Genomic DNA, 17,401 nt, shown 5'->3' on the forward strand with positions numbered 1-17,401 from the left:
TACGCCCCCGGAGTATGCGGAAGAATACTATTGAAATGCAAAAGCAAATGTGCAGGAGATGACGATGCGTATCAACGACAAACCGGGATCGCGGCAGGTCGACAAAAAAAACAAGGGTGTTGCCTCCAGAAAGGTTCTTGAGTCCGGAAGTTCCCTCTTTGCCAAAAAACTTGGGCTGATTTCCAGGGATGCAGCCGACTATGCCGGGCAGCTTCAGGAACTCAAGGAAGAGATTGACCAGGCCGGAGATAGTCTGGAAAAAGAACCCACCATCGTCAACTTCAAGATCTTTCGCAGCCTCATTTCCGCCTTTGCCAAAAAAGTGACCGCAGAGGCCTACCGACTGGAGATTGAAGGCAGCCCCGGCCAGCGCTGTCATGAGATTATCACCATCATAGATCGGGAGGCGGACGCCCTCTACCACCTGATCATGCAGGAGCAGAGGAACCACATCAAGATAACGGCCCAGATCATGAAGATAAAAGGAATGGTGGTGGATTTTCACCTGTGAGACTCGGCAATGATCCATAATTGCAGTCTTATTGCTTGAAAAAAGTTGCTTGCAGTATTATTGTCATTCATTGTTAAGGGGCTTTAAAAATAGAGCTGGCGGGAGGGGCTTCATGAAACTGTTGAGGGAAAAGTTTTCCATCTTGGGTTTTCTGGCTTTCTTTTGTTTCTGCAGCATATGGCATTTCCCAAGTGTGGCATTTGCCGCCACCGGCCAGTGGACCGGCCTCGGCCCCTGGGGTGGGGATGTGGAATGCCTGCTGGCAATTTCTCCTTCCATCCTCTATGCCGGAACCCAGAACGGCGGTGTCTTTAAAAGCAGTGATGGTGGCGCCCATTGGGTCGCCGTCAACAATGGCCTTGGCAATCCCACCGTCTTCGCCCTGGCGGCCGATCCTGCAGCCCCCGCCAATCTTTATGCAGCAACCTATGGAAACGGAATTTACAAGAGCCTTGACGCGGGCAGCAGCTGGAGCCGACTTGCTGCCTCCCCTGCCTTTGTTTATGCCCTTGCGGTAGATCCTGCAGACAGCAGTACTCTCTATGCCGGCACCGACGGCGGCGGGGTTTACAAAAGCACCGATGGCGGTGCCACCTGGAATGGAGCAAATGCAGGTATTCCCACGGCTCAGGTCAACGCTCTCGTCGTCGATCCCCGCTTGACCACAACAGTGTATGTAGCCACCGCAAACGGGATTTTCAGGAGCCCCGATGGGGGAGCCAACTGGAGCCTGGTTGCCGATACGGGCTGGACACGGGATATTGCCATTTCCTCCGTGACACCAGCCACGCTTTATGCGGCAACAGGTGCCGGAATCTTCAGGAGCAACGACGGCACCACCTGGACCTCCGCCGGACTCTCCGGCAGTTCCGCTTATGCCTTGGCCATAAATCCTGCCGACCCGGCAAAGGTTTTCGCCGGGACCACCGCCGGAATATTCGGCAGCGCCGATTCAGGTGACAACTGGACCCTCGTTGCCAATGGCCTTACCAATGGCAATGTCCAGACGATAATATTCGACCCCAGTGACACAACCAATAGCTCGCTCTTTGCCGGCACCTGGGGTGGAGGGGTCTTTAAAACCAGTAATTCGGGTAACGACTGGCAGAGTGCCAATCTGGGCTTGGGCAATACCTTTGTCCAAGCGGTTGTCACCGATCCCAGCGCACCTGCAACAGTTTATGCAGGTTCCATCGACGGAATTCATATAAGCACCGATGGCGGCGCAACCTGGTTATCAAGTTCAAGTGGGCTGGGTAATAGGGATGTGGAGGCGTTGTTGGTGAATCCCATGTCTCCCACCCAGCTTTATGCCGGTACCTGGGGCAGCGGCGTCTACAAAAGCGCCGACGGCGGTGCAAGCTGGATGGCTGCCAATACCGGGATATCTTCTGCTCTGGTTCATGCGGTGGCCATGGATGCGGCTAATCCGCAGGTGGTCTATGCAGGCACCAACAGTGGGATCTTCATCAGCAGCGGCGGGAGCGCCTGGAACCTGTGCAGCAATGGAATTCCTGCAGACACCGAGGTCTGGTCCGTGCTGACTGCAGCCAACTCGGTTGTCTATGCCGGAACAGGGACAGGTTTTTACCGGAGCAGCAATGGAGGGGTTGAGTGGATCCAGAGCAATACCGGGCTAGCCCCCTGTGGTGTAGTCTACGGGCTGGCTGCCGATCCGACTGCTGACAGCACCCTTTATGCGGCCACCTGTGGCGGTGTATATAAAAGCACCAATGGCGGTGTCAACTGGACTTCGGCCAGTAGCGGCATTGGCGAGATTAACGTCTACAACCTGACATTTACCGGTACTGCTCCCGTCATAATTTACGCAGGTACAGACAGCGGCGTCTTTGTAAGCAGAGACGCCGCTGCAACATGGAACACCTTGAACACAGGGCTGACCAATGGGGACATTTATGCCGTTGCCGTTGCCGGGACATCTCCGGCCACCATATATGCGGGGACCTGGGGGGGCGGTGTTTTCTCCCTGACCAGCACCCAGGACATCTGCGTTTCTCCCCCCGCCCTGGATCTGGGATACCGCGTGGCATCGGGAAACTCGGCTTCACAAACAGTGACTATCAGTAACGGCGGAGCATCTGACCTTGTTATTGGTTCCCTTGCCATCACAGGCGCTGGCGCCGCGGCATTCAGCGTCACTCCCGGTACCTGTTCCAGCCTCACCCCGACCATCCTCCCCGGCGGCAGTTGCACTCTAAATCTGATTTTTGCGCCTCCTTCCGGTGGACCTTACGCAGCAAATCTGGAATTGGCATCCAACTCCGGGAATACGCCCATTGTAAATGTCGGCCTCAATGGTATAGGCGCTTTTTCACTCTCCGTCTTTCTCGGCGGTACCGGTAGCGGAGGAGTATCTGTGTCAGCAGAACCTCCAGTTGATGCAGGCTTGGTTTGCAGCCCCGCTTCCATATACTGTGGTGCTTTTGAAAGAGGCAGCTCAATCATTTTAACTCCATCTGCCGACAGCACTTCCTACTTTTCCGGCTGGAGCGGCTGCCCCATGACCATGGGCGATTCCTGCTTCATAACAATGAACAATGCAGTTAACGCCACGGCAAGTTTTATCCGTGTGACGTCACTGCAGGCCATAATTGATGCTGCCCTTGGCGATGACATCATCAAGCTTCCCATCACAACATACGTGGAAAATGTGGTCATGAACCAAGCGGGAAAAAGCCTGACTTTGAGTGGCGGGTGGTCTGACTATTCATTTCTAAGCCAGACCGGATTTACTAACATCCAGGGTTCGTTGACCATCGCCAATGGGACATTGATTCTGGAAAATTTCCAGATCATCTAGGAGTCTGTCGGACTTAGGGATCGAAAGCGAGAGAATGGAAAATCGAGGACGGATATTTGGAAATTTGAGAGCGAATAGTGGACCTGTTTGTCGAAATTTACGGAGATCCGGACCGATTTGCCATTTTCGCAGCCGATTCATTCTAAGTCCCACAGACTCCTAGCGCAACAAAAAAGGCCTGCTTTCCCGAAGGAAGCAGGCCCTGTCATTTTTGAAGCTTCAATTGCACCCGCAGCTACCGGCATCGCTGCCGCCGACCGACTGTTTCCTGCCGCACTTCTGGCACCGCCAGAAGAGGCCACCTCAGCCGGGAAGCAGGATCATCTCAGCCTGACATTCCGGACAGATCTTTTTCGAATCCATGGTCACCTCCACATTTTTATCTTAATGAGAAGGTAACGTTTTGCCGCCTGAAATGTCAAGTATGCAAGAATTATAATAATATGATTATGCGACTTTTAATTGCAGTTGTCCGACCCCGGGAATCTCTGCTTCGATGCTGTCTCCTGACTTGATTGGTCCGACTCCGGCCGGGGTCCCGGTGAGAATGACGTCGCCGGCCTCAAGGGTGAAAATGCCGGACATATAGCTGATCATGGCCGCCACGGAATGGATCATCAGGGAAGTATTGCCGTCCTGCCTGAGCTGGCCGTTGACGGAGAGCCTGATCTGCAGATTCTGGGGATCGGCCACAGTTGCAGCAGCCACGAAGCCCGAAAGGGGACAGGCCGTGTCGAAGCCCTTGGCAATATCCCACGGCAGGCCTTTCTTTTTCAGTTCTGCCTGCACATCCCGCAGGGTCAGGTCGATGGCCATCCCATATCCGGCAATGTGCTCCAGTGCCTTTGCTGCAGGAATGTCTTTGCCCGGTTTCCCGATAAGTATGGCCAACTCCGCCTCATGGTGGCAATCGCTGGAATGGATGGGGATAATGATCGGCTCACCCTGAAAAATGACGGAAGTGGCAGGCTTCATGAAGACGACAGGTGCCTGTGGCATCTCATTGCTCAATTCTTTGATATGATCCACGTAATTGCGGGCGATGCACAGGATCTTGCCTATCTGGAATTCTTTGTCCGTGCCGCTTATGGTGATAGTCTTCATTGTCTACCTCGCAAGAATAAAAGTTCCGACGGCTGGCCCAGAGCCCTTTTACCTCGCTGGGCAGTGATTGGTCGTCATGGAAAGCCCGCCTCCTATCAGAGGTTGCTGACGTTCCGTCCGCCTTCTGCCAGCCTGCATCCCTGCCAAGTGCCGCGTCTCTTGAGTTCGTTCACCACCGAATACCACATCTGGTTGTTTTTAAGGCCCCAGGTGGGAGCAACGCGAATGGCCAGTGGGGCGGAGCCGTAGAGCCGCTGGATGGTAACGGACGGGGGGGTGAGCTCCAGGAAGTCACAGAGGTCTGCCACATACTGCTGATGTGTCAGTGGAACAAAACGGCCGTCATAATACCACTCCGCCAGCCGGGTATCTTTCACGGCATGCAACTGGTGGATCTTCAGGGAGTTGACCGGCAGCGACGAGATCAGCTGTGCTGTTCTGATAAAGTCGGCGGAGGACTCGCCGGGGAAGCCGTGGATGAGGTGGGTGCAGATGTCCATGCCCCTGCCGGAAACCCTTTCTACGGCCTGTAAATAGTCGGCAAGGGTATGGCCGCGATTAATCTGCGTCAGTATACTGTCATCCATTGACTGCAGGCCCAGTTCCAGGCAGACATAGCTGGTTCGGGCCAGGTCGGTCAAAAGATCGATAGCCGGATCACTGAGGGCATCGGGCCTGGTACCGATGGAAATGCCTACCACATCGGGATGGGCCAGGGCGCGGCTGTACAGGTCATGTAGTTTTTCCACAGGACCATAGGTGTTGGTGAATTTCTGAAAGTAGATGATGAATTTTTCGCTGCCCAGTCTCTTTCTATGGTAGGCCATTCCCTCTGCCATCTGGATTTCAACAGGGATTGCCGCCACGGTCCCCCCGGGTGAAAAGGAACTGTTGTCGCAGTATATGCAGCCGCCCGTGCCACGCACCCCATCCCGGTTGGGGCAGGTGAACCCGCCATCCACGTTGACCTTGCTGATACGACAACCGAAACGCCGTCGCAGGTATGATCCATAGGAGTTTATATGCAGATCGGGATGTATGGAGGTGCTGATCATGTTTCTAGGTCGGATTCCGGAGCAGGAAGAAGGGATAGTAGGGTTCTGGCAGCCAGGCGTGGTTCCTCTGCCGACAGGATGGCGGAAACAATACCGATACCGTGGGGGGCTGCGGCCATCACTTCCGCAACATTGTCAGTCTTGATACCGCCAAGGGCGAAAATCGGTATCTGTACGATATTGGTGGCTTCCTGCAGTCTTTTTAGACCCACCGGGTCACCATAAAGAGCTTTTGAAGGGGTGTTGTAAATGGGGCCGAAGGTGATGAAATCAGCGCCTTTTTCCTGGGCGATGATGGCCTGAACCTGATTGTGGCAGGAGACGCCGATCAGTTTCTTTTCCCCGAGGACCATCCTGGCCCGGTAGATGGGCATACTGTTGTATCCCAGATGAACTCCGTCCGCATCCACTGCCAGGGCAATGTCGATACGGTCGTTGATGATGAGCCTTGCGTTGTGGCGAGTCGTCAGCTTGCGCATCTCATAGGCAAGCTCATACAGTTCCTTGCTGGACAGATCCTTTTCCCGCAGCTGGATGGCACGGACGCCTCCCCGGAGTGCGTCCTCAACCACGAATTCCAGGTTCCGGCCACCGGTCTGCTTGCGGTCTGTGATCAGATAGAGATCGAAATCTATCCAGGGAGAAGAGGATCTCACTCAATTATTCCTTCAATGGGGCTGGAGGCGGTCGCATAGAGTTTTTTCGGGATCCTGCCGGCCCTGTAGGCGAGGCGTCCGGCGCGAACGGCAAGGTTCATAGCTTCAGCCATGGCGATGGGGTCTTTGGCTCCGGCAATGCCGGTGTTCATCAGAACGCCATCACAGCCCAACTCCATGGCAATGGCGGCATCGGAAGCGGTGCCTACACCAGCATCGACAATTACCGGCACTTTGACTGTCTCCATGATGATGCGAATATTATACGGGTTCCTGATGCCGAGGCCGCTGCCTATCGGCGCACCCAGGGGCATGACCGCTGCACAGCCGATGTCTTCCAGCTTCTTGCAGAAGATGGGATCGTCGGTTGTGTAGGGGAGGACGGTGAATCCCTCCTTGATCAGGACTTTTGCTGCCTTGAGCAACTCTTCGTTGTCAGGAAAGAGGGTCTTCTCATCCCCCAGCACCTCAAGCTTGACGAAATCCGAGAGTCCGGCTTCCCGTGCCAGCCTGCATGTGCGGATGGCGTCTTCGGCGGTATAGCAGCCGGCGGTATTGGGCAACAGGGTATATTTGCCGGTATCGATGTGGTCCAGGAGCGATTCCTTGCTCCTGTCGGAGATATTCACCCGGCGCACGGCGACGGTGATGATTTCGGCGCCCGATACCTCAATGGCCTTGATCATCTGCTGGAAATTTGCGTATTTGCCGGTACCTACCATCAGGCGGGAATTGAACTCCCGGCCGGCTATTATCAGTTTATCGGAACTTGACATTGGTTTGTCTCCTGGGTGATTAGCAGGTTGTTTAAAAACTGTTGCGTGGCCGATCTGCTGCGTTATCGCTCGCTCAAAACCTCAACGTACAGTGGGTACGCTTCGGCTTTTCGCTCGCTTAAGCCTTGCATTTCGGCCTACTCTCGACGTTTTTCAACAACCTGTTAGGGAATGATTGCGTTAACGGCCTCCGCCGACGAAATGAACGATCTCCATCTGGTCGCCATCCTTCAGCATGGTCGTGCCATAGTCGGCTTTGGGCAGGATATCGAGGTTCAGTTCAACGGCGACCCGTTTCGGATCGATTTCTATCTTTTGCAGAAAGGAGAGGACTGACATCGCGTCGATGGCTGTTTTTTCTCCATTTACGGTTATTTCCATGATGACTCCATCCGATTAAACCAGCTGAGAAGGAAACAATAAAAGCCGCTGATGCGGCTTGTGGTTGCGATGACGCCTGGGGTAAATTACAATGTTACCCAGTTGCTGTCAACTCTTTTCTTGGGGTAGAGTATTGTTTTTAAAGGGGTTTGCGGCGATGAGGCTACTGTTGCAGCCGCTGTTTTCTGCCGGACTCGTCCAGGGCTTCAAGCTCCTTCCTGATCTCTTCATTGCAGAAGGTCCAGATGTGGTAGCTTTCCAGCCCTAAAACAGTGACCCCTGCGGCAAAGACTGCCCAGACATTGTCAGGCAGTACCCCTCCCAGGTGATAAAAAAGATAAAAGCCGGAAAGATATCCCACATGAGCCATGCCGCTGTAACTTTGAGAGCCCCCCATCATCCGTGACAGAATGAGGATGATGGCGGAAAAGGCATAGAGCAGAAGTGCGGTGCTGATCATGTTGGCCGATGGTGGTGTACCGAGAACGTTTCGCATCCCGGTTGGAAGGGAGGGGAGAAAGTCGAAATCCCTGATCGCCCCGATGCTGACGGCAGTGAACAGCGCCAAGGCGTGAAGCCCATGGCTGGACCTGGCTTTCAGTCGCCGGATCTTTTCCCTGCTTTCCCGGAAGCCTGGCGGCTCAGGCAACGGCTCATCATTTGCCTGCGTGTTTGAATGGGGAGCTTGCTTGCTCATGGCCGATGGTATCTCCCGGGCCTCTGCGGCAGTGAAAGCAGTTACATCATTTCTTCAGCTTCCATGGCCGGCTTGTGATCGGTTTTGCGACTGCCTTTCAGTTTTCTCAGTTCCTCTTCAGCCAGTTTCAGTTGGGAAGCAATCGACCTGACATCACCGGCCAGATCGGTCAGTTCGCCGGAAATGCCTGAAAGATCATGAGAAAGACTACCACTGTTCACATTTGATGTAAATGTCCTGATTTGCCGAAGAGGCATGAAGACCTGTCGTCTCAGGAGAGCCGCGACTCCCCCGACCGATAACAGGAGGACCATGAAGCTGAAGACGATCATGCGGCTCTGCAGGACTGTCAAGTTGCTGTTCAGGTGCTCAGCCGAAAGGCCGATATCGAGGATTCCTAAAATCTTCTGGTCTGCGCTGTGGAAGTGGCACGAAGCCGTGTAGCAGGCAGGGTCATTGTAAAGGGGTGATGTTATGGCGATTATATCCTTCCCCTGCGGGTTTTGATAGCGCCTTGCCCGCTCCATCTGCTTGAGGGTTGATTTCGCTACCGGCCCGGCATGGCAGCCGATGCAACCCGCAGCCTTTTTGTCCACATAGGTGAAGACCTCACCGTGGTTGCCGGAGAACATGACCAGCCCCTTCTTGTTGAAGATGCGCACATGCTCCACTTCATCCTGACTGCTGACGTTGTCGATGATGTTTCTCAGGGTCTCCCGGTCCCCTTTCAACATGGCGTAATGGGTCGATCTGGTGATGGTGTCGGCAAGCTTTGTTTCATAGGAGACGGCGTCGCTGATCATATCTTCTTTAAGCGCAGAGAAGAGAAGGATGCAACAGACAACGACGAATCCCGTTATGGCCACTGCTACCGGCACGATGGCTCTGGCTGTCAGGCTCTTCAACATGATTGCACCTCCCCGGTCCTGCGTTTGTCCCGTGATTTCAGGTGTTTAAGGGGCTTCTTTTGGGGGACAAGAGGCCCCTTCGACATCATCTTATCCCTATTAAACTTTATGGCAGCGATCGCAGTTTTCCTTAACCGTAAATGCGGTTTTGCTGTCATGACATGCACCGCAGGATTTCCCTTTTTCCATTTCAGCCATGGTAACTGCTTTTTTGTGGCCGCGGTGGCTGTAGAGGTGGGCATGGCAGTCCTTGCATCCATATGCATCCAGGTGGAATACGTGGCTGAATTCCACATTGCCCGCCCCGGCTATTTTATAGCTTCGATCTTTTACGGGGTGGCAGCGGGTGCACTTGCTCAGGGCAAAACTTTTTTTCCCGTCATGACAAGCCCCGCACGACTTTCCTTTTTCCATTTCGGCCATATTCACTCTTTTGTTTGGCCCCGGTTTGAAGATCGCGTTGTGGCAGGAACTGCACTGCATTGTCTTCAAATGCACCGAATGACTGAAGGTGGTTGGCCCGGTTTCCTTCACGTTATAGGTTATCTGGCGCACCTTATGGCATGATGTGCATCCGGAAAGGGCAAAGGCCTTGGCTCCGTTGTGGCACATGCCGCATGATTTGCCCTTGTCCATGTCTGCCATGGTATAGCGGACATTCTCTTTAAGATTGCTGTTGTGGCACGATTTGCAACCCACGTTGGCAGTTCTTGCATTTTTCTTTTTCAGGTGCGATGAGTGGCTGAAGACAACCTTGCCTGCCTTTTCCGTGTTGAAGGTTTTGTCTTTGAGTTCCATGGAGTAGGCCAGGGTGAAGCTGCCAAAGAGCATCGCCAGAATGTATGTTGTCCATCGGACTCTCATGACTGTCTCCTGTTACCTGGATTTAAATATGTGCCTCAACTGTTCCAATTACTGGAATGAAGCCTCTTCCTTCGTCTTATAGCTGGCACCCACAGCAAGTCTTTCCTCACTCGCGTAAGCTTTGGCGACCCTGACCTTTTCCGTTGCCGGTTCCAGCGCGTCAGCGGTTTTCCATGCGTAGAGGATGGGCAGCCGGTAGAGAATGAAACGGTATACGACGATATAAATGGCGAATATGGTTACCGAGATTATCGCTTCACGCCAATGGGGAATTTCCCGCTCGGCAAGTTTCCAGTTGAAGGCGATCATGGCGGTGTTGATCCTGTTCAGAACGACGCCGAAGACGGTCAGGACGGCACTGAAACGGACGACACCGACGAGGCGGTTCTTGATGCCGTATGCAAACAGCACAAGCGGGGCGATGACGCCGATAAAGATCTCTAACATGAACCATTGGCCCCATCCGGTTGCCAGGTATTCCCACTCATTATCGTGGGCAATGCCGATCAGCTTGATGGTCAAATAGGTTGCAAGCCCCATGCTGGCCCCTTTGGCCAGAGCGATGGTCAGTTTGTCCAGGTTTTCCTTGAAACGGTCGTCACAACGCCAGGCCATGGTCTTGCTGACAATGGTGCTGATGGCGATAACCATGCAAAGTCCACCCGGCAGGGATGAAACGAAAAAGTGCAACCATTGAAACGATGCCGAATACCAGAGAGGGTGTACCTTGCCTGGCGCATAGGTGAAGAGTGCCCCAAGGGCGCCCTGGTGCAAGGTAGAGAGGATGATTCCGGCCACTGTCAGGCCGAGGGTTATTTTTCGCACTCCCCGCTTGCCGACCGGGAAGCCGATCCACTCGAAAAATGATGCCGAGACCTCCGCGACCTGCACGGAAAGATAGGTAGCCACATGCCAGGCGACCAGGAACAGTACTGCAGCAGGCCCAAAGGATACGACCATCGGGTATGGCAGGCGCCAGGGTTGCCCCAGGTCCACCAGCAGATAGACGACGGCAAAAAAGTAACCCAAGAGGCCATTCAGGAGGCCCAGGCGCTCTATGGGCTCAAAATCGTGCCGGCCGAAGATCTCGACGGTGGTGCCCAGTTGAAAACCGGAGGAGGATAGGGGGACCATGGCGAAGAGACCAAATCCGAGAAATAACCCCCATGGATAATCATTGGAGCTGTGGGTGACCCAGCTGAGACCGAAAATGAAACGGCCGAGAATGATGGGAATGCCCACGGCGAATATGGCCGCCAAAATCCAGTTGAATGGGTTACGCAGGGCCTGGGCCACATATTGCTGTGGGGTGAGGCCGAGAAGCAGTTTTTCCATCAGCGTCCATTTTTTCTCGTCCTGCCGGTAATGGGAATCGACTATATCTATTCCTTCCTTTTTATATCTTTTCATTGTCGGAATCCTCCTGCGATGATTTTGGATGATCGTGCCCGTGCTCTTCTTCATGCTCCTTTTTGCGAGTGGACAGCAGGTGGAAGCCGGTGAAAAGTGCCGGCCAGATTGCCAGTACCATGGGTACCGTGCCGAGGAATTCCTTGACATTGGAAATAATCGGTTCATTGCCCAGCGTCGTATCAAATCCCACCTTGTCGAAGGGAACACCGGAGAGATAGAGCCAGCCGGTTCCTCCCAGCTCCTTTTCGCCATAGATGTGATCAACATATTTATCCGGAGTCTCTCGAATGCGCTCATGGCCCATTTTGATCAGATCTTTCCTGTAGCCGAAGGTCAGGACCTCCTGCGGGCACACTTCGACACAGGCTGGTGGTTTTCCGTATTTGACCCGCGTGTCGTAGCAGAAAATGCATTTTTTGACCACAGGGTTGGTGGCGCTGGAATAGCTGTAACCAGGGACATTGAAGGGACAGGCAATCATGCAGTTACGGCAGCCCACGCAGATCTTCGGGTTGTAGATAACGGCCCCTTCCTTGGTTTTAGTATAGGCATTGACGAAGCATGAGGTGAGGCAGGCCGGTTCATTGCAATGGTTGCACTGGATTTTGCGATACACCGGGCCGCCCTGGTTTTCATAGCGATTGACAACGGTGTATGCTTCCTCCGTCGGCCGCCTTTTTTCTTCAAATACCGACTGATCGTCAAAGGGGATCTTCGGTTCGGGCAGTTTCTGCTCCTTGTTGCAGGCAGCTTCACAACTGCGGCAGCCGATGCAGCGCGTCAGGTCAACCAGGACCCCCATTCCCTCGGAATAACCTTCAAAAGAACCACTCCCCCAAGCTTTCTTTGCAGGCAGGCCAAGGGAGGATGCTGCTCCGCACAGCATGCAACCTTTCAGGAAATCTCTCCTCTTCATAATTGTCTCCTTGAAATACGAAGATTATTTTAGGCAAGGCTTTAATGCCCCTTGGCAACTTTTCCAGTCTTCTTGGGTGTGAAGCTCCCGGAGTTATAGAGAGCTTCCCCGGTCCTGTTCATCCGGTGGCAGTCCCGGCAACCTGTCGGTCCGCCCATTTTTTCATGGCATCCCATGCAGTTCAGGTGGTAGGCCCCTTTCAGTCCGGGCTTGTCCTGGTGATACAGTTTCAGGTTTGCCCGTTTCTCCTTTAGAGCTTCCGCCGAGAAGGGCTGTGCGGAATGACATCCCCGACAGGCTACCACCTTGGTTCCGCTGCTGTTCTGGTGGCATCTGGCACAGTTGGCGTCTTCCACCAGATTGCCGGTGGTGTGGTGATGGCATCCAGCGCAGTCCTTAAGGAGCCGGATATGCTGGGCGTGATTGAATTCAACACTGTCATAGTTTTTCACAAGCGAGTCGAGGGATATCATGTCGGGCAAATCGGCTCCCTGGCATATGTAAGGGATCGCCCCCAGCGCAATCATGAAAATGAATGTTTTTATGTTCTTTAGTCCTGTGTACATGTGGGGTTCTCCTTTGGATTGAGATAGCAATTCTTTCCGTGGCCCAAGCTTTACCCGTGCCTATCCCCGTCTTTGTGGATATAGCGGTAGAAAATGGGGAACCCGACAAAGAATGCAATGCAGATCAGGTATTCGACCCCTTTTATGTACTGGTAGAAATCCACCAGGGTAAAAACTTCCTTTATTTCTCCCATTGATGACAAGGCTTGATCGAGCATGGAATTTTCCTCCTTTTCGCTATTTGTTTAATGGTCAATGTCTGATTTCAGCCTTCGCTTCTTTCTCTTTTCCTTTGCCGGCCACCAGTTCCTTGACTATTCCCCACAGGGTAAGGATGGCTGGAATCATCTGGATGACCACCACCAGGGCGCAGAAGCCGAGAAATGCCAGGACCAGAAGGCCGCTGCTGTAAACACGCGTGGTATTGGCTGCAAAAGCCTGGGGTACTGCCAGCATCCAGAGGGTAATTGTGATGATCATTGTTTGTAGAGTTTTCATGGCTTTCTCCTTTATACTTTTATTAGCTCTGGGTTTTATGGGGCTTGTTTCCCTGCAGGTTCTCGAAGGCACATTCCACTGCCTGGCGTATCTCCTCCCGGTCTTCGGGTTTTACCGGTTTCAGTGCGTGATAAAAAATGCCTTCTTTCCGCAGTTTGCGCATGAGTGGCAGAGAGATTTCATTTGAAACCAGAATGATTGTCAGGTTCTGATCGCATTTCTTCAGAATCGGCACCAGGTCAGTTGCCGTCAGTTCGTCGAATTCGCTGCTGAGCAGTACCACCTGGGCCGTCTTCTTCAGGATGCCGTAAAGCACGTTGGCTGCAGAATTGGTTACCATGACGTTGTATCCTGCTTCGATGAAGAGATCTGCCATGGATTTCCGGCTATCCAGATCTTCGTCTGCTATGAGAAGTCCTTGCATATCTAAACCTCTCTCCTTTTGGTTTAGCAGCTAGCTTTAGGATGTCTTGTCTGTTTTCTTTGCCAGAACTCGCTCTTTAGGAGCGACGAAAATCCCTTTCAGCATGGAAAAGAACAGCATAATGCCGGGGACCGCCTGAAATACGATGATCAACGCCCCGAAGCCAAGAAACAAGTACAGCAGCAGGCTTGGTTCTGTTTTTTCCGCTCCGTTTGCAGCAAATGCTGTTGAAATGCTGCCGATGAACGCCAATAATGCGTTTTTAATCGTGCTTTTCATGACATCCTCCTTTTTGTCTCCTCAGTAAGCTTCCTTGCATATGCATACTGCATTGGTTATGCCTGATTAATAAATTTAAAATTTCTGTGGATAACTATTGGAAATTTCATGGTGTTATGCGTGACAAGTCAGGTGCAAGGCTTTGGCAGGCAACCCAAGGTGTATAGTGAATTCATACGCACAAGCAACATCAAAACCAAGCTACGGCTGCTGATTCGCCCGACACTCATGCTTTAGAAAGGCCTGCACGGTCAGAACTGTGCCTGTATGAAAAAAAAATACAGCTGTATTTTTTTAACTATCAAGATTTCATATTTTAAAATTAAAGTGCTTGCTTGATTTATCATTGTTCATTACTATGATTAAAATGGTTAAGGCAGATTAAGTTTTAGCCCGGAACGCAGTGGGAGCATGACTCAGATGATGAAGTGAAGGGACGTGGCATGGCTGGAAGGCGCATAATGGTGGTTGACGATGAGGCTATCATCAGGGAAGGGATTAATCGCATTCTCAGTGGCAGCGAATTTTTCGTCGAAACGTATGCCAACGGTTATCTTGCCCTGGAAAAGTTGCAGGAATCTTCCTTCGATCTGCTCATAACCGACCTTAAAATGCCCGGAATGGGGGGGATGGAGGTGCTGAAAAGCATCAGGGTGCTGCAGCCGGAAATGCCGGTCATCATCATAACCGGCTATTCTTCTGTGGATACTGCCGTCGAGGCTATGAAAAACGGCGCTGTGGACTATGTGTCCAAGCCGTTTACTCCCGACGAGATCCTTGCCAAGGTGAATAGCGCCCTGGAAAAAAAAGCGGTCCTGGTGGATGATATTTACCTGCGCAAGGAACTCCGCGACAATCATGGCTTTGATCGGTTTATCGGTGCCAGCGCGGAAATGCAGAAGGTCTACCGCCGCATTATGCAGGTAGCCCCCACTGACAGCAGTGTGCTCATAACAGGGGAGAGCGGAACGGGAAAAGAGCTGGTAGCCTCTGCTATCCATAAAAACAGCCAGAGAAGAGATCAGGTTTTTGTCGCGGTTGACTGTACTTCTTTGGCGGAAAACCTTCTGGAGTCCGAGTTGTTCGGCCATGTGAGGGGCTCTTTTACCGGTGCTGTCCAAACAAAGACAGGGCTTTTCAAGGTTGCCGATGGCGGCACGCTTTTCCTGGACGAGGTGGCAAACATCAGCCTCACTACCCAGGCAAAGCTGTTGCGCGTCCTCCAGGAGCGCGAGGTTACTCCCATCGGCGGCACGCAGCCGGTTCCCATCAATATTCGTCTCATCACCGCCACCAACAGGAATCTGAAAACGATGGTAGCAGACGGCAGCTTCAGGGAGGACCTGTTCTTCCGGCTTAATATTATCCCCGTCGATCTGCCCCCATTGCGGGAGCGGAAAGGGGATTTGCCACTTTTGATTGCCTATTTTCTGAAAAAATTCGCCGATGAAATGGGCAAGGAAGTCAGGGGGCTTGCTCCCGATGCCCTCGCTCTGCTGGAAGAATATCCCTTCTCCGGCAATGTGCGTGAGCTGGAAAATATAATCGAACGGGCCGTGGTGCTGGTTGAGGGTGGGTTGATCAAGAAGGAAGACCTTGAACTGACTCTGCCTGAGGATGAAGAAGGTGAGAATATCCATGCATGCAGTCTAATACCCCAGAGTGTCTATGAACTGAAGGAAAGGAAACGGCATCTGCGCGAGATTGCCGTTGAGCCAATTGAAAAGGCTTTTGCACTGAATGCTTTGAAAAGGAACAACTGGAATGTGACGAGGGCGGCTGAACAGACTGGCATGCTTCGTCCGAACTTTCAGGCGCTGCTGAAGAAGCTGGGAATTTCCATCAGAGGGCAGTGGGACAACTGATCTCTATCCACTGCGTCAGGTCGGAGCAGGAAGCATGCTGTCTTTTCTACTATACATCTCCCCGCCGCAAGCAATTTCACCTCTATCTTCCCCGTTTATGGGCAGTTCGATGGTAAAGGTAGTTCCATTTCCCACCACACTCTGCACGCAAATATCGCCGCGATGATTGCGGATGATGCCGTAGGAAACCGACAACCCAAGGCCCGTTCCCTTGTTTTCTTTCGTGCTGAAAAAAGGATCGAAAATCTTCGTCAGATTTTCTTCCGGGATGCCGCAACCGGTATCGGATATGCCTATAAATTCACTCAGGCCATCTTCGGTAATACCGGTCCTTATATTGAGGCTCCCTCCATTAGCCATTGACTGTCCCGCATTGAGCAGCATGTTGATGAAAACCTGCTCGAACTGATTGGGGTCCAGCATGATGTCCGGCATATCGAAGGTATAGTCCTTGATTAGGGCTATATTCTGAAAAAGTATCTGGTGTTCCACCAGTGAGAGGGCCAGGTCCAATATGTCATTGATGGATGACAGCTTTTTCTGGGGCAGTGATTCCCGGGAGAAATCCAGAAGTCCCTTGACGATTTTGCTGCAGCGTTCCGTTTCCTGAACGATGGTCTTCAGGTCATCTTTGAGCTCCGGATCCAGTTTCGGATCGTCATTGACAAGGGAAGAAAAAACAAGAATACCGGTAAGGGGATTGTTTATTTCATGGGCGATCCCGGCCACCAACTCGCCAATGGAAGCGAGTTTTTCCGACCGGATCAACTGGGCCTGGATTGCTGTGATCTCTTTGGTACGTTCTTCAACCTTTGTCTCAAGATTCTTGGCCCAGTCTTCCAGCTCATCCCTGGCTTGCTTCAGTTTTAGGGTCATCCTGTTGAAGCTGTCAGCCAGATCACCCAGCTCATCGCCGGAGGCAAGGGATACGGTCCCGTCCATTTCCCCCCTTGCCAGCTTTTCAGTGTGTTTCACCAGTTGCTGTACCGGCTGATTGACCAGCTGTTGGATGAAAATGGTCAGAAACAGGGAAATGAGCCCCATGAGAAGGAGCGTTATGGCGATGGTGGTACCGCGGTAAGTGGCAAGCTGCTCATTCATGTGGTCTAGTGGTATGGTCACGTCCAGCACACCGAGCACCTTTATATCGGCTGGATGAAAATGGCAGGCAGCAGTATGGCACTTTTCGTCATTATAGATGGCCTTGGCCAGGCCGAGAAGCTGCTTGCCGTCGTGTCTGGTAAACTGCCTGCTCCTGTTCATGGAAGATGCATGAATGGCGGGATTGCCGGTTTCATGGCACATGTTGCATGCCTCGTCCTTTTTGTCCAGCAGGGTGCCGATTTCTTGAGACTGGGTAGAGCAAATGATGGTTCCCGTCTTATCCATCAGCCTGATGTTGCCGATACCCTTTTCCTTGCCGATTTCTTCAATGATCTCCTGGGTGCGACCCCGGTCATCGTAGAGCATCTGGTGCTGGGTGGCCCTGATTACCGTGTCTCCAAGCTTGTCTGCATAGGTTACCGCTTCTTCCAAAAGCAGTTTTTTCAGGCTCTCAAGGTTTATATAGGCAAAGAGCGCCATGAAAATCAGCAGGATAAGGTTTATCCAGATGACAAGTTTTGGCAGCAGGCGCAGACTCAAAGCTTGGCTCCACGGAGCTGAAA

At 52.5% G+C, this 17,401-nt stretch carries 19 protein-coding genes; 3 read left to right on the plus strand and 16 right to left on the minus strand.

The genetic code is table 11. The features are described from left to right. Nucleotides 1-64 precede the first annotated feature (64 nt). Together GEOB_RS07865 and GEOB_RS07870 are read left to right on the plus strand one after the other, a co-directional pair. Entirely contained in the window at nt 65-511 is a 447-nt protein-coding gene (locus GEOB_RS07865) for a YaaR family protein (protein ID WP_012646669.1), read from the plus strand. A 112-nt stretch (nt 512-623) separates the two neighbouring features. After that, nucleotides 624-3,332, plus strand: a complete 2,709-nt coding sequence (locus GEOB_RS07870) for a choice-of-anchor D domain-containing protein (RefSeq protein ID WP_012646670.1) — start codon at nt 624-626, stop codon at nt 3,330-3,332. 447 nt (nt 3,333-3,779) lie between these two features. On the opposite strand, the gene GEOB_RS07880 is transcribed toward GEOB_RS07870, so the two are convergent. The 15 genes from GEOB_RS07880 to GEOB_RS07945 all read right to left on the minus strand — a co-directional run bounded on the left by GEOB_RS07880 (nt 3,780) and on the right by GEOB_RS07945 (nt 13,869). After that, nucleotides 3,780-4,436, minus strand: a complete 657-nt coding sequence (locus GEOB_RS07880) for a fumarylacetoacetate hydrolase family protein (protein ID WP_012646671.1) — start codon at nt 4,434-4,436, stop codon at nt 3,780-3,782. A gap of 95 nt (nt 4,437-4,531) precedes the next feature. Then, on the minus strand, nt 4,532-5,491 hold the full coding sequence (locus tag GEOB_RS07885; RefSeq protein ID WP_012646672.1) for a TIGR01212 family radical SAM protein: 960 nt from the start codon (nt 5,489-5,491) through the stop codon (nt 4,532-4,534). Continuing rightward, nucleotides 5,488-6,147, minus strand: coding sequence for a thiamine phosphate synthase (gene thiE / locus GEOB_RS07890; RefSeq protein WP_012646673.1), 660 nt, complete (start codon nt 6,145-6,147; stop codon nt 5,488-5,490). Before thiE ends, GEOB_RS07885 begins: the two co-directional genes overlap by 4 nt. Then, nucleotides 6,144-6,923 carry a thiazole synthase gene (locus GEOB_RS07895; protein ID WP_012646674.1) on the minus strand — a complete coding sequence of 260 codons (780 nt, stop codon included), beginning with the start codon at nt 6,921-6,923 and terminating at the stop codon, nt 6,144-6,146. The genes thiE and GEOB_RS07895 overlap by 4 nt, the downstream gene beginning before the upstream one ends. Before the next feature lie 180 nt (nt 6,924-7,103). Next, nucleotides 7,104-7,304 (minus strand): sulfur carrier protein ThiS, encoded by a 201-nt coding sequence (thiS, locus tag GEOB_RS07900; RefSeq protein ID WP_012646675.1) that lies wholly within the window; start codon nt 7,302-7,304, stop codon nt 7,104-7,106. A gap of 163 nt (nt 7,305-7,467) precedes the next feature. Continuing rightward, on the minus strand, nt 7,468-8,001 hold the full coding sequence (locus GEOB_RS07905; RefSeq protein WP_012646676.1) for a hypothetical protein: 534 nt from the start codon (nt 7,999-8,001) through the stop codon (nt 7,468-7,470). Between the two features lie 41 nt (nt 8,002-8,042). Next, a complete protein-coding gene (locus GEOB_RS07910; RefSeq protein WP_012646677.1) occupies nt 8,043-8,909 on the minus strand; it encodes a hypothetical protein in 867 nt (288 codons plus the stop codon). Nucleotides 8,910-9,008: 99 nt separating this feature from the next. Further along, nucleotides 9,009-9,773, minus strand: a complete 765-nt coding sequence (locus tag GEOB_RS07915) for a cytochrome c3 family protein (protein WP_012646678.1) — start codon at nt 9,771-9,773, stop codon at nt 9,009-9,011. 48 nt (nt 9,774-9,821) lie between these two features. Beyond that, on the minus strand, nt 9,822-11,183 hold the full coding sequence (locus tag GEOB_RS07920; protein WP_012646679.1) for a polysulfide reductase NrfD family protein: 1,362 nt from the start codon (nt 11,181-11,183) through the stop codon (nt 9,822-9,824). After that, nucleotides 11,170-12,102 carry a 4Fe-4S dicluster domain-containing protein gene (locus GEOB_RS07925; RefSeq protein WP_012646680.1) on the minus strand — a complete coding sequence of 311 codons (933 nt, stop codon included), beginning with the start codon at nt 12,100-12,102 and terminating at the stop codon, nt 11,170-11,172. The genes GEOB_RS07920 and GEOB_RS07925 overlap by 14 nt, the downstream gene beginning before the upstream one ends. A gap of 41 nt (nt 12,103-12,143) precedes the next feature. After that, the gene (locus GEOB_RS07930) at nt 12,144-12,668 is read right to left on the minus strand and encodes a cytochrome c3 family protein (protein WP_012646681.1); all 525 of its coding nucleotides are present in this window, start codon (nt 12,666-12,668) and stop codon (nt 12,144-12,146) included. Between the two features lie 50 nt (nt 12,669-12,718). After that, nucleotides 12,719-12,886 carry a hypothetical protein gene (locus GEOB_RS20290; protein WP_012646682.1) on the minus strand — a complete coding sequence of 56 codons (168 nt, stop codon included), beginning with the start codon at nt 12,884-12,886 and terminating at the stop codon, nt 12,719-12,721. Nucleotides 12,887-12,920: 34 nt separating this feature from the next. Continuing rightward, entirely contained in the window at nt 12,921-13,166 is a 246-nt protein-coding gene (locus GEOB_RS07935; protein WP_012646683.1) for a hypothetical protein, read from the minus strand. A 22-nt stretch (nt 13,167-13,188) separates the two neighbouring features. Further along, nucleotides 13,189-13,590, minus strand: coding sequence for a response regulator (locus GEOB_RS07940; RefSeq protein ID WP_012646684.1), 402 nt, complete (start codon nt 13,588-13,590; stop codon nt 13,189-13,191). A 36-nt stretch (nt 13,591-13,626) separates the two neighbouring features. After that, the gene (locus GEOB_RS07945; protein WP_012646685.1) at nt 13,627-13,869 is read right to left on the minus strand and encodes a hypothetical protein; all 243 of its coding nucleotides are present in this window, start codon (nt 13,867-13,869) and stop codon (nt 13,627-13,629) included. Between the two features lie 443 nt (nt 13,870-14,312). Here GEOB_RS07945 and GEOB_RS07950 point away from each other — a divergent pair, with 443 nt between their 5' ends. Then, nucleotides 14,313-15,734, plus strand: coding sequence for a sigma-54-dependent transcriptional regulator (locus GEOB_RS07950; protein WP_041267097.1), 1,422 nt, complete (start codon nt 14,313-14,315; stop codon nt 15,732-15,734). Nucleotides 15,735-15,749: 15 nt separating this feature from the next. On the opposite strand, the gene GEOB_RS07955 is transcribed toward GEOB_RS07950, so the two are convergent. Further along, nucleotides 15,750-17,378, minus strand: a complete 1,629-nt coding sequence (locus GEOB_RS07955; protein WP_012646688.1) for a sensor histidine kinase — start codon at nt 17,376-17,378, stop codon at nt 15,750-15,752. Nucleotides 17,379-17,401 lie beyond the last annotated feature (23 nt).

Source organism: Geotalea daltonii FRC-32, from assembly GCF_000022265.1.
GTDB classification, from domain to species: Bacteria; Desulfobacterota; Desulfuromonadia; order Geobacterales; family Geobacteraceae; genus Geotalea; species Geotalea daltonii.